The following is a 12745-nucleotide window of genomic DNA, read 5'->3' as shown; positions in this document are numbered from 1 at the left end:
CCCCGGCCCGCGCTCAGCGGGTCGGGGTCGGGGTGACCGAGGGGGACGGCCCTGCGGTCGGGCCCTCCACCACGTGCCGTTCCAGGTTGACCTGGGCCTGCCCGGTGCCGCCGACGGTGATGTCGTCGTACGCCTGGAGCATCTTCTGCTGGTCGAAGTAGAGCACGCTCATCGACAGCGGGGTCGGCTTCTCACCCTCCAGGCCGCGCAGCCCTGCGCCACCGGTGGAGCCCTCCACCATCAGCGTGGTGGGCTGCTGGCCGGGGGCCTGGGGCAGCTTGGAGATCTGGCGGGCGTGGGCGTGCCCGGCCAGCACCAGCGGGCAGGTGCCGGCGAGCGGCCCGGCCGATGCCGGATCGTGCACCAGCGCGATGTTCACCGGCCGCGGTGAGCGGCGCACAGTGGTGGCCAACTGCTCGCCGGCTCCGATCACCTGGTCGGCCACCTTCTGGGTGAGCCCGCTGCCGGCCGGGGACGTGTTCTTGTCCGGAGTGAAGCGCGGGTCGCCGATGCCGGCGATGGTCAGTCCGGCGACAGTGGTCGTCGTGTTGTTCAGCACTATCGCGTTCGGTTGGCGGGCCACCGCGGCACCTGTGCGGCCGGAGTCGTGGTTGCCGCGGATGAAGACGTACGGCTTCTTCAGCAGGCCGATCGAGCCGACGAAGGACGCCTCCGGCTCGCTGCCCCAGTCGGTGATGTCCCCGGTGTCGATCACCACGTCGATGCCGAACTGCTCCACCACCGTCCGGATCAGCTGCCAGGCGGTCGGGTTGAGGTGCAGGTCCGAGATGTGCAGCACCCGGGTGGTGCCGGGGGCCGGCTCGTACACCGGCAGCGCCGACACAGTGGTGTAGAGCTGGCTGACGTTGCCGACGATGCGTTGCAGCTGCTCGGCGTACTTGGTGTAGTCGTTGGCGATCCGGCGGGCGTCACCGACGATCGCCGGCGCGTTGACCAGCAGCCCCTCGTAGCGCGGCTCCTCGATCGCCTGCGGGCGCAGGGTGGCCGCCGCTGTGCCGAGGCTGCCGGCGGTGACCAGCAGCGCCAACCCGCCCGCCCAGGCGGTGCGTCGTACGTCGCGGAAGGCCAGCCCGGCCAGGATCAGGGTGACCAGCACCGCCGAGGCGAGGGTCCGCAGGCCGAGCCGCATCACCCCGGACCGGACGTCCTCGACGGCGCTCTGGCTGGCCCGGCTGATGCTCGCCGGGTCGTCGATGAGCGCCTCGGTGCGCCCCTGGTCCAGTGCGCCCAGTCGCACTGTGAGGTGCGTCGGCCCGTCGTGGCTGTCGAGCAGCAGCGCGCCGAGCGGCGGCACGTCGACGGTGGTGCCGCCGGTGCTGGCGGGGGTGAGGGTGAGGTTGGCCCGGAACGGCCCGATGTCGGTGTCCACCCGGCCGCCGGCGAGCACCCCGAGCACCGCTCCGGCCAGGGCCACGGCGAGCACGGCGAGGATGACCCCGGTGCGGCGTACGGGACCGGGCCGGCCGGCCGGCCGACCCACCGACCGCCGCGGCGCAGCGTCGGTCACCGGCTCGTCCCGGTCCCCGGTGCCGTCATGCTGCTCGTCGTGCTGCCCGTCCATGCTGAGAGTCTGACCTGCCCGTCGGAGGATCTTGGCAAACCTGACCGGATGGTGACGCGAATCAGCTGCGACCGCCGTCGCCGCCGGCGAAGACCACCCGCAGGAGACGGTCGTCGTCGGCCGCCGGGTCGCCCCGCCCGTCGTGGTTCGAGGTGCTCACCCAGAGTGAACCGTCGGGCGCGGCGGCAACCGCTCGCAGCCGGCCGTACCGGTTGGTGAGCAGCTCGCTGGGCTGCCCGAGCAGTGCGCCGGTGTCGGTCAGCTCCATCACCCAGAGCCGCTTGCCGCGCAGGCAACCGGTGACCAGCAGCCGATCGGTGGCGGCCAGGCCGGAGCAGGACGCGTCCGAGGTCGCCCACTGGGTGATCGGGTCCGTGTACCGCTTGTCGCCGGCCCGCCCCTCGACCTGCGGCCAGCCGTAGTTGCCACCCTTGGTGATCTGGTTGATCTCGTCCCAGGTGTTCTGGCCGAACTCGACGGCGTACATCCGTTTGGCCGCGTCCCAGGCGAAGCCCTGCACGTTGCGGTGCCCGAGCGACCAGACCGGGGAGCCGGGGTACGGATTGCCCGCCGCCGGCTTGCCGTTCGGGGTGATCCGCAGGATCTTGCCGCCGAGGCTCTTCACGTCCTGCGAATTCGGGCGCTGCCCGGCGTCGCCCGTGCTGACGTAGAGCTGCCCGTCGGGGCCGAAGCCGAGCCCGCCGCCGTTGTGCACATTGGCTTTGGGAATGCCGGTGACGATCGGGGTGGGCTGCCCGCCGAGTTGCAACCGGACGACCCGGTTGTCCTGCTCGGCGGTGTAGTAGACGAAGACCGTCCGGTCCCGGTCGTAGCCGGGGGAGACGGCGATGCCGAGGAGGCCGCCCTCGCCGGCCGCCGCGACGTCGGTGATGGTCTGCACGACGCGGACCCGCAGCCCGTCCGGCCCGGACTCGGGGCCGACCTGGAGGATCCGGCCGGTGTCCCGCTCGGTGACCAGCGCCCCGCCGTCCGGCAGGAAGGCGATGGCCCAGGGCACCCGCAGGCCCTTGGCGAGCACGGTCGCCACCGCCTGCTGGCCGGCGCCGCCGGGGCTGGCCGACGCCGACGGGGTCGGCAGGTTGGGCGGCTCACCGGCCGGGTCCGGCTCCGGCTCGCCGAAACTGCAACCGGCGGTGAGGAGCAGTGCCGCGCAGGACGCCGCGAGGGCCGCCCGGAGGCGGCGGGCGCGGAAGTACGGGGGACGGGCGCTCACCCGGCCCAGGGTAGCCCGCCGGCCGGCCCGGCCGGGCCCGACGGGATCCGATCGGCGGTGCCGCCAGCCCCATTGGGCCGCTCAGCGTGCCCGTACGGCCAGCAGCGCGGTGTCGTCCTCACGGTGTCGGATCGAGGTGAGCAGCAGGTCGCACAGGTCGTCGAGGGGCAGCGTGTCGGTGCCGGCCAGCCGGGCCACCAGCTCGGCCAGCCCGTCGTCGATGGGTCGGTCCCGCCGTTCGATCAGCCCGTCGGTGTAGAGCAGCAGGGTGTCGCCGGCGGCCAGGCTGGTCGACCGGCTGGTTCGCCGCGACGGGCGCGCCAGGCCGAGCAACGGCTCCGGCGGCGCTTCGAGGATCTCCACCGCCCCGCCGGCGCGGACGAGCAGGGCCGGCGGGTGCCCGGCGTTGCACCACGTCAACTCCCGGGCGCCGGAGCGCTCGGGGCAGATCCGGACCAGCGTCGCGGTGGCCGGGATCGGCAGCCGCAGCCCGCGCATGGTGCCGTCCAGATGGGTCATCAGTTCACCGACCGTGTCCGGCCGGCCGAACGCGTTGCCGCGCACCAGGTTGCGCAGCTGACCCATCGTCGCCGCCGCCTCGATGTCGTGCCCGGCGACGTCCCCGATCGCGACGATCAGATCCCCGTCGGGCTGGACGAAGGCGTCGTACCAGTCGCCGCCCACCTCCACCCGGTCGGCCGCCGGCTGGTAGCGCGCCGCCAGCTCCAGCTCGGATACGACCGGCAGCCGCGGCAGCATGCTGTGCTGCAGGACCTCGGCGACGTGCCGCTGCTCCCCGTACATCGAGCTGTTGCCGATCGCCTGCCCGGCCCGGCGGCCGATGTCCACAGCGGTGAGCAGGTCGCGGTCGTCGAACTGCTGGCGTCGGGAGTCGTTGACGAGGGTGATCGCGCCCAGCACGGTGCCGCCGGCGGCCCGCACCGGCACTGTCAGGTAGGAGGCGATGCCCAGACGGTCGGCGATCGACGCCATCTCCGGGTTCGTGGTCCCCCGCGTCACGTCGGCCAGCGAGGCCACGCCACCGAGTCGGGGCTGGCCGGTCCGCAGCACCGCCCGGATGATCGACTCCGGGCTCAGCCCGGTGCGCAGCAGCGTAGCGAAGCGGTCGACGTCCGTCGTCCGGGCCGGATCGCGGTGCACCGCGACCACCTCGCGCGGCAGGCCGGCCGGCCCGACCAGGGTGAGCAGGCACCAGTCGGCGAGCAGCGGCACCATGGTCGCGGCGAGCCGGCGCAGCGCGGTGCCCACGTCCAGCGTGCCGGCCAGCGTCTCGCTCACCCCGGCGAGCAGTTCCAGCCGCTCGTGCGCCTGCACGACCCGCCGGCGGTCCTCCTGCGCGCCGTCCAGCGCGATCCGCAGCCGCAGCTCCGACGAGCAGGCGGCGGCCAGGTCGGCCAGCGTCCGCAGCTGCCCGGCGGTCCAGGCGCGCGGTTTGCTGTCGATGGCGCAGAGCGCGCCGAGCACCCGGCCGGAGAGGTCGGTCAGCGGCATCCCCGCGTACGCGACCACGCCGAGGTCCTCGACGGCCGGGTTGTCCCGCACCCGGGGGTAGAGGCGGGCGTCCGGCAGCACCATGGGCACCTCGATGTCCACCACGTGCTGGCAGAACGAGTGGCTCAGTGGGGTGTGCCGAAGCTCCGCCCAGGGCTCCGGCAGCCCGACCGCACCCGGAAAGAACTGCCGGTCGGCGGAGACCAGGGAGACCAGCGCGACCGGAACGTCCAGCAGGTCACTGACCAGCCGGGCGAACCGCTCGAACGCCTCGTCCGGGGCGGCGCTCAGCCCGGTGTCGGCGAGCGCCCGCAGCCGTGCCGGGTCGCGGAGCGCCACGGGTGGGGCGATCACGCGCCGGGGGCGGGCGGAGGAGCCGTCGGTCATCGTGGAACTTTCTGCCGGGGGTGGAGGCCGAACTGGGCTCCGAGCCTTCGTTATACCTCGCGGGCGCCCGGGCCTAACATCGTTGTGCCGAGGCTCGCTCGCCTCCGGCGCCGGCCCCCGGATCCCCGTTTGCCGCCGTGCCCGCACCCGCCGCCGCGGGGGCGGCTATCGTCGGCGGACGTGAAGGTATGGATCCCGCACCAGGCCGGCCTGAACCTCATCGGCGAGCTGCCCCCGGACGTGACGGTGGAGGTCGTCGAGCACGCTGACCGGCTGCCTTCGGCGGTGGCCGACGTGCGGTTCTGGGTGCCGCCGTTCCTGGCCGGTTCGGACGCGACAGCCCTGCTGCACGAGCTGCCCGACCTGGCGGCGGTGCAGTTGCTCTCCGCCGGGGCGGACGCCTGGGCGGGCCGGATGCCGCCCGGCGTCACGCTGTGCGACGCCCGGGGCGTGCACGATCCGTCCACCGCCGAGTGGGTGGTCACCGCGATCCTGGCCCAGCTGCGGGCGTTCCCGGCGTTCGTCCGGGCGCAGGCGGACCGGCGGTGGGCGTTCCACGAGGCCGCCCCGACCGACGAGCTGACCGGCAAGCGGGTGCTCATCGTCGGGGCCGGGTCGATCGGCACCGCGGTACGGGACCGGCTCGCCCCGTTCCAGGTCAGCTTCACCCTGGTCGCGCGGACCGCCCGGCCGGGGCAGGGGGTGCACGGCGTCGACGAGCTGCCCGGGCTGCTGCCCGAGGCCGACGTGGTGGTGGTGCTGGTGCCGCTCACCGACCAGACCCGCGGCCTGATCGACAAGGAGTTCCTCGCGGCGATGCCGGACGGGGCGCTGCTGGTCAACGCTGCCCGGGGGCCGGTGGCCCGCACCGAGGCGCTCGTCGCCGAGCTGGGCACCGGCCGGATCTCGGCGGCGCTCGACGTCACCGACCCGGAGCCGCTGCCCGCCGACTCTCCGCTCTGGACGATGCCGAACGTGCTGCTCACCCCGCACGTGGCCGGGTCGGTGCGGGGGTTGCTGCCGCGGGCCTACCGGCTGGTCGGCGATCAGGTGCGCAGGTTCGCCGCCGGGCAGCCGCTGATCAACACGGTGGTCGACGGCTACTGACGGGGAGGTCTCAGCCGGCCGCGTCGGGCAGTGGCTGGCCGGTGGCGGCGACCAGCCGGGGCAGGTCCGTGCCGCGTACCGCCGGCAGGACGACCTGCTGGCCGTCGTCGAGCCGGGCGACCGCCCGCCCGCGCGGGTCGGTGGCCAGCTCGACGACCCGGTCCCAGCCGATCCGGCGCTGCCCGGCCAGCGCCCGCAGGCGCAGCTCCCGGGCGTCGGCGTCGGTGCCGGCCCGCCAGGCCCACACCGCGACGGCGAGCGGGACGAGCAGCACCGGCAGCAGGTACGTCCGGGCGTTGGCCAGCGGCAGGGCGCCGATGAAGGCGATGACCGAGGCCACCAGGATGGCTTGGTTGTACCGGAAGCGGACGGTGTCGGGCGTACTCACCCTCTGATGATCCCACCACCGGCCGGTCCGGCTCGCGGCGGGCGGGGCCCGGCCGACCCGCAGGCCGTACAGTGACACGGGTCACTGCCTCCTCCGGGTGACCGGCGCGTAACCGATCTGGCCGCCGTTCGTTCTCGATTGTTGGGCACCGGACCCGCAACGTCCGATGCCTACACCGCCGCACCGCCCCCGTGCCCCCTCACGAAGGCGACCGCCGTGCTCCTCGCGTACCCGTTCCGCCTCCTCGTCCCTCGCCGGGCGGCACCGGAGGCCGCCGTGTCCGCGGCGGTGGCGCTGCTCGTCCTCGCCGGCGCCGCCGACCTGGTCCCGACCTCGGTGGTGAGCGCGCTGGCCGGCGGCGCTGGCGCCACGCTCGCCGGGGTGCGGCTCTCCCGGCTGGCGACCCGCCGTCCCGCCGAGCTGTCGCCCACCGACGTGCCGCCCGTCGACCCGTCGACCGCCGAACAGTGGCGGCGCGCGGCCCGGCGTTCGGCGGGCGTACTGCTCGATGCGGCGGTGGTGGCGGCCGGCCTCACCGCCGCCGTGCTGCCGCTGGTCGACACCGGGCACCGGACCGCCACGCTGACCGGGTTGCTGGTCACTGCGGTCCTGTCCACGGCCGGACTGCGCCGGCTTCCCGGCCGGGCGCGGCCACCGGCCCGGGTCCGGCTGCGTCACCTGATCGAGGCCACCGGCCCGGCGGTGGGGCTGGCCCTCGCCGCCTGGCTGCTGCTGCCCCACGACATCCTGCCGGTGCCCGGCCGGCTCGTCGCGGCCCTGGGGCTGGGCGGGCTGGGCATGGCAGCGCTCAATGCGTTCACCGGCCCGCAGCGGCGCTCAGGCGCCGCAATCTGCCGGGGTGGAGTTCTGCTCACCCTGACCGGCCTGGCACTGGTGGCGACCCTGCCGCCCCCCGCGCCGGCCGGTCGGGCGGCCCTGTTGGCCGTACCGCCGCTGGTGCTCGGAATGCTGCTCACCGCGCTCGGTGCGGGCGACGCGATGGATGCGGGCGGTGTGGAACCGGCGGAGGGTGAGCACACCACCGCCTGGCCCCGGTCGGTCCTCCCGGCGGCGTTGCTGCTGCTGGCTTCGGGTCTGCAGCTGGGCGCGGGCCGTTCACCGGATCGGATGAGCGTGCTGCTGGCCGTGGCCGCGGTGCCACCACTGGTGCTGCGCGAGCTGCTGCGCTCCGGTGACGCGGCCACCCCCGACCGCCGTGCCGCACACCGTCGGCGTGCCGGCCGCGCCGTCCGGCACCGCCGCGCGATGCAGCCAGGCTGGCTCGGGTCGCCGGAGGGTCACACCGGTACGCCCGACGACGGGCCAACCAGCTCGAACGGCGTCGGCTCGACCTGGCCGCCCGACGGCGAGGTGTCGTGGTCGGCGCTCGGCCCTCGGTCCGTGTCGGCCGGCGACGGTCCGGGCGACCGCGCGGCGCTGCTGGACGCCCTCGCCTCGATCGGCGACGTGCCCGCGCCGGCCGGCGCGCTGCTGTTGGTCGACCTGCACGGCGCGGACGGGATCGGCCCGGCGGCCAGGGAGAACATGCTGGCCGAGGCGGTCCGCCGGGCCCGCGCGGTCGTCGCCCCCGGGGACCTGGTCACCGGGTGCACGGGTGCCGGCTTCGCGGTGGTCACCGCCGCCGGCCCGGTGCTGGCGTACGCGTTGGGCACCCGGCTGCTGACCGCGCTCGCCCCGCCCTACCGGCTGGCCGGGGCGGTGCTGCGGGTGCAGGCGAGCATCGGGCTGGCCGAGGTGAGCGGTGCCGGGCCGGCGGACGTGCTCCGCCAGGCCGAGCTGGCCCGGCGGCGGGCCGTGCAGCTGGGCCGGGACCGGGTCGAGTGGTACGACGCGTTCCTCGAGGAGCAGCTCGTCCGCCGGCTCGACCTGGAACGTGAGCTGCCGGGCGCGGTGGCGCGCGGCGAGTTGGATCTGGTCTACCAGCCGGTGCTCGACCTGGCCAGCCGGCAGCCCGTGGGCGCCGAGGCGCTGCTGCGCTGGCGCAGCCCGGTGCTCGGCACTGTGCTCCCGGCCGAGCTGCTGCCGGTCGCCGAGGACCTGGACCTGGTCGGCGAGCTGGAGTGGTGGGTGCTGGACCGGGCCTGCCGCCAGTTGGCCGACTGGTCGGCGGGCACCCGCGAGCTGTGGATGGCCGTCAACGTCACCACCCGGGAGTTGACCACACCGGACTTCGTGCAGCGTGCCGCGGCCGTACTGGCCGCGTACGGGGTGTCGCCGGAGCGGCTGGTGGTGGAGGTGGCCGAGCCGAGGGTCGCCGCCGACCTGACGACCGTGGTGGCCCGGCTGGCCGGCCTGCGGTCGCTGGGCGTCCGCACCGCGCTGGACGACTTCCGGGCCGAACACGCCTCGCTGGCCCAGCTGCGCCGGCTGCCGATCGACCTGCTGAAGGTGGGCCCGGAGCTGGTGGGCGCCCGACCGGACGGGCAGCCGCCGCTGATCGACGTGGTGGTCAATGTCGGCGAGCGGCTGGGGGTCGAGATCGTCGCCGAGGAGCTGGAGTCACCGAACCAGGTCGAGGGGGCGCACCGGGCCGGCTGTCGGTACGGGCAGGGCTTCGCGCTGGCTCGCCCGGCGACCGCCGAGCGGGTCGAGGCGTACTTCGAGGAGTTTCCCTCGGCTTCCCGCTGACGACTCCCGTGGGTGAACCGGTTCACCTGTCGCGGGGCGGCGCGGTGCTGCCGCGCGGGGTGAGGTGCGGGGTCTCGTCCTGGACCCGGGTGGCGGGGTCTCCGGCGATGACGGCGAGAAGCTGCCGGGCGGCGTGCGCGCCGTACGCCGGGATGTCGCGGCCCAACGCGGTCAGTGACGGGTGCACCAGCCGGCAGAGTGGGGAGTCGTCCCAGGCCACGATGGACAGATCGCCCGGCACGGTGAGCCCCATCTCCTGGGCCACGGAGAGCCCGGCGATGGCCATCACGTCGTTGTCGTAGATGACCGCGGTGGGCCGATGTGCGGAGCTGAGCAGGCGGCGGGTGGCCCGGCCGCCCTCCTCGCCGGTGTAGTCGGACCAGACGGTGACCGCGTCGACCAGGCCGAGCCGCTGGCACACCGCGGCGAAGGCCTCGGTGCGGATCTCGGTGTGCCGCAGGTCGGGCAGGCCGCCGACCCGGGCGATGCGCCGGTGCCCGAGCGCGACCAGGTACTCCACCGCCTCGGTCAGTGCGGCCGCGTCGTCGGACCAGACGCTGGCCAGGTCGCCGGTGCCGCCCGGCCCGCCGATCACCACAGCGGGTAGCTGGAGCTGTTCGAGCGCGGGGATCCGGCGGTCGTCGGTGCGCAGGTCGCAGACGAGCACTCCGTCCACCCGACGTTCGCCCCACCAGCGCCGGTAGACCGCGATCTCGGCGTCCTGGTCGGCCACCACCTGCAGGGTCAGCGCGTACGAGCGGGCGGAGAGCTCGGCCTCGACGCCGCTGATCAGCTCCATGAAGAAGGGCTCGATGCCCAGTATCCGGGCCGGCCGGCACAGGGCCAGGCCGACCGCCTCGGCGGTGGCGCCGGAGAGCGCCCGAGCTGCGCTGCTCGGGCTGAACCCGATCTCGGCGGCAATGGCCAGGATGCGCTGCCGGGTGGCCTCGGAGACGCCGGGCTGCCCGTTGAGCGCGTACGACACGGCGCCCTTGGACACCCCGGCGCGTCGGGCGACGTCGGCGATGGTCGGCCGCTTCACCGGCGTGCTCCTTTGCTCTCCGCCCCCAGGGGCCGGGTCTTCTGGCCTGCCGCCACACGCTCGGCCCGGCCAGCGTGGCGCGGGGCGTGTCGGCGGCATCAACCTAGCGCAGCCGGTGCCGGCGGCCGATGACCACCGTCCACGTTCAATCCGCCACTGAATGCGGCGGTGCTTGCACGGTTCAGCGTACCGACGCTCACTCGATGTCGGGGCGGGGCCGACGCGCGGAGCTGCGGCGGAAAGCGCTCTACCACGCGTGTTCGCGCTCCCACGGGCCATTTCGAGCGCCGAGCGCGCATGTCGTAACAAGCCGTTGACACCCCTGGAACCGGCCCGTACGGTGGCCTCACTTATCCGGTTCAGTCAACGTCTCTCGATGCCGGGAGCGTTCCCAGTTGCTCGGAGGATGCCATGAAACGGTCCTGGACCCGATGGGCCCGCGCCGTCGCCGCGGGCACGGCCGGCCTCGCCCTGGTCGCCGCGTGCAGCGGCAAGAGCGGGCAGGATTCCGACGCGGCGGACGGTCAGGTCACCCTGAAAATCAACTTCTGGGGCGACTTCGGCCTCCAGGACCTGAAGACGAAGTACGAGGCGGCCAACCCGAACGTCAAGATCCAGCTGAACTCCGGCGAGTACAACGCCCAGCACGAGGACCTGCAGAAGAAGCTGGTCGCCGGCTCCGGCGCGGCGGACATCGCAGCGATCGACGAGGGCTTCATGGTCCAGTTCCGCAGCCAGTCGGACAAGTTCGTCAACCTGCTGGACAAGGGCGCCGGCTCGTACGAGAGCAAGTACCTGCCCTGGAAGTGGAAGCAGTCGCTCTCCGCCGACGGCAAGACCCAGATCGGCCTCGGCACCGACACCGGCGGCCTGGCCATGTGCTACCGCACCGACCTGTTCAAGGCCGCCGGGCTGCCCACCGAACGCGACCAGGTCTCCGCCCTCTGGCCCACCTGGGACAAGTTCATCGAGGTCGGCCAGCAGTACACCGGCAAGACCAACAAGAAGTTCATCGACGCCGGCAGCAACCTGTTCAACCCGATCCTCGGCCAGCAGCCGGTCGGCTTCTACAACGAGCAGGACCAGCTCCAGATGGAGCAGGGTCCGAAGATCGCCTTCGACTACACCATCAAGGCGATCCAGGCCGGGCTCTCGGCCAACCTGGCCAGCTTCCAGGCCGACTGGGACAAGGGCTTCACCAGCGGCTCCTTCGCCGTGCTCGCCTGCCCGGCGTGGATGCTCGGGCACATCAAGGACACCGCCCCCGGCACCGAGGGCAAGTGGGACATCGCCGCGGTTCCCGGTGGCGGTGGCAACTGGGGCGGCTCGTTCCTGACCATCCCCAAGCAGAGCAAGCACGTCGACGAGGCGTACAAGCTGCTGGAGTGGCTGGTGCAGCCGGAGCAGCAGATCGAGATCTTCAAGAAGGTGGGCAACCTGCCCTCGCAGCCGGCCCTCTACAGCGACCCGGCCATCGCCGACTTCACGAACCCGTTCTTCAGCAACGCGCCGGTCGGGCAGATCTTCCCGAAGATGGCGCAGGGCCTCACGCCGCAGTACCTGGGCAAGAAGAACGGGCCGACCCGGGTGGCGGTGGAGAACGTGCTGACCCGCGTGCAGAACAAGACCCTCAAGCCGGAGGCCGCCTGGGCCGAGGCGATCAAGGAAGCCGAGAAGGCCAGCAAGTCCTGAGCCGTCGGCGCGGGGGCGCGCCGGTCACCACACCGCCCCCGCGCCGCCCGCGCGCGTACCCCGTCTCTTCGGCCCTGGAGTGTCCCGATGTCCACCACCCGCGCCGCGCCCGCGTCGTCGGGCCGCCGTGCCGCCGCCGGGCGGCACGGCACCGACCCGGACCACCGTCGACCCAGCTGGCGGGACCGGCTGTACCGCTTCGACATGCGCTACATGCCGTACGTGCTGATCGCGCCCTTCTTCCTGATCTTCCTGGTCTTCGGGCTGTTCCCGCTCGTCTTCAACGGCGTCGTCGCGCTGCGCAACTATCGACTGGACGACCCGACGCTGACCGGCTGGGCCGGCCTGGCCAACTTCCGTCAGCTCTTCGGCGACGAGGATTTCTGGAACGCCCTCTACAACACCTTCGGCATCTTCCTGCTCTCCTCGGTGCCGCAGCTGCTGCTCGCGCTGATCGTCGCCTCGCTGCTGAACCGCCGGCTGCGGGCACAGACCTGGTGGCGCGTGGGCGTGCTGCTGCCGTACGTCACCCCCATCGTCGCCTCGACGATGGTGTTCAGCGTCTTCTTCTCCCGCGACTTCGGGATGGCCAACTGGGTGCTCGGCCTCTTCGGCATCGGCGGCGACGAACCGATCAACTGGCGGGCCGACAAGCTGCACGCCTGGATCGCCATCGCCACGATGGTCAACTGGAAGTGGATCGGCTACAACGCACTGCTCTACCTGGCGGCCATGCAGTCCATCCCGCGCGATGTCTACGAGGCCGCCGCGGTCGACGGGGCCGGTCCGTGGCGGCAGCTCTGGCGGATCACCGTGCCGATGATCCAGCCGGTGATCGTCTTCACCGTCATCCTCTCCACCATCGGCGGGTTCCAGCTCTTCATCGAGCCGATGCTGTTCGACCTCAACTCCCAGGCCGCCACCGGTGGACCCAACGGCGAGTGGCAGACCATCGCCCAGCTGATCTACAAGGTCGGCTGGAAGGACCTCAACCTCGGCTACGCGGCCGCGATGAGCTGGGCCCTCTTCCTGATCATCCTGGTCGTGGCCGGGATCAACACCCTGCTGACCAACCGACTCTCCGGAGGGCGATCCAGGTGAGCGCCATCGACACCGCACCGCCACCGCCGGCGGTCAGCACGAGCCGCCGCA

The 12745-nt window shown here is 73.3% G+C and carries 9 protein-coding genes; 4 read left to right on the top strand and 5 right to left on the bottom strand.

Annotation, left to right across the window (positions count from 1 at the left end; all coding sequences use genetic code 11):
• Positions 1 to 13: 13 nt before the first annotated feature.
• The 3 genes from GA0070607_RS06510 to GA0070607_RS06500 all read right to left on the bottom strand — a co-directional run bounded on the left by GA0070607_RS06510 (position 14) and on the right by GA0070607_RS06500 (position 4715).
• On the bottom strand, positions 14 to 1582 hold the full coding sequence (locus GA0070607_RS06510; protein ID WP_089017361.1) for a metallophosphoesterase: 1569 nt from the start codon (positions 1580 to 1582) through the stop codon (positions 14 to 16).
• Positions 1583 to 1643: 61 nt separating this feature from the next.
• Positions 1644 to 2816 carry a PQQ-dependent sugar dehydrogenase gene (locus GA0070607_RS06505; RefSeq protein ID WP_089017360.1) on the bottom strand — a complete coding sequence of 391 codons (1173 nt, stop codon included), beginning with the start codon at positions 2814 to 2816 and terminating at the stop codon, positions 1644 to 1646.
• Positions 2817 to 2897: 81 nt separating this feature from the next.
• Complete coding sequence (locus GA0070607_RS06500) at positions 2898 to 4715, bottom strand: SpoIIE family protein phosphatase (RefSeq protein WP_089017359.1); 1818 nt, start codon at positions 4713 to 4715, stop codon at positions 2898 to 2900.
• Between the two features lie 180 nt (positions 4716 to 4895).
• Between GA0070607_RS06500 and GA0070607_RS06495 the strand changes: the two genes are divergently transcribed.
• Positions 4896 to 5822 (top strand): 2-hydroxyacid dehydrogenase, encoded by a 927-nt coding sequence (locus GA0070607_RS06495; protein ID WP_089017358.1) that lies wholly within the window; start codon positions 4896 to 4898, stop codon positions 5820 to 5822.
• 10 nt (positions 5823 to 5832) lie between these two features.
• Here GA0070607_RS06495 and GA0070607_RS06490 read toward each other — a convergent pair whose 3' ends face one another.
• On the bottom strand, positions 5833 to 6210 hold the full coding sequence (locus GA0070607_RS06490) for a PH domain-containing protein (RefSeq protein ID WP_089021696.1): 378 nt from the start codon (positions 6208 to 6210) through the stop codon (positions 5833 to 5835).
• A gap of 216 nt (positions 6211 to 6426) precedes the next feature.
• On the opposite strand from GA0070607_RS06490, the gene GA0070607_RS06485 reads away from it, so the two are divergent.
• Complete coding sequence (locus GA0070607_RS06485) at positions 6427 to 8859, top strand: GGDEF domain-containing phosphodiesterase (RefSeq protein ID WP_089017357.1); 2433 nt, start codon at positions 6427 to 6429, stop codon at positions 8857 to 8859.
• A gap of 22 nt (positions 8860 to 8881) precedes the next feature.
• Here the strand turns inward: GA0070607_RS06485 and GA0070607_RS06480 are convergent, their stop codons facing one another.
• Positions 8882 to 9901, bottom strand: a complete 1020-nt coding sequence (locus GA0070607_RS06480; protein WP_089017356.1) for a LacI family DNA-binding transcriptional regulator — start codon at positions 9899 to 9901, stop codon at positions 8882 to 8884.
• A gap of 411 nt (positions 9902 to 10312) precedes the next feature.
• Between GA0070607_RS06480 and GA0070607_RS06475 the strand changes: the two genes are divergently transcribed.
• Together GA0070607_RS06475 and GA0070607_RS06470 are read left to right on the top strand one after the other, a co-directional pair.
• Positions 10313 to 11593, top strand: coding sequence for an ABC transporter substrate-binding protein (locus GA0070607_RS06475; protein ID WP_089017355.1), 1281 nt, complete (start codon positions 10313 to 10315; stop codon positions 11591 to 11593).
• Positions 11594 to 11680: 87 nt separating this feature from the next.
• Positions 11681 to 12694, top strand: a complete 1014-nt coding sequence (locus tag GA0070607_RS06470; protein ID WP_089017354.1) for a carbohydrate ABC transporter permease — start codon at positions 11681 to 11683, stop codon at positions 12692 to 12694.
• Positions 12695 to 12745 lie beyond the last annotated feature (51 nt).

The sequence above is a fragment of the Micromonospora coriariae genome, from assembly GCF_900091455.1.
Classification (GTDB): domain Bacteria; phylum Actinomycetota; class Actinomycetes; order Mycobacteriales; family Micromonosporaceae; genus Micromonospora; species Micromonospora coriariae.
The sequence above is the reverse complement of the archived record's forward strand: the minus strand, read 5'-3'. Positions and strand labels throughout refer to the sequence as shown.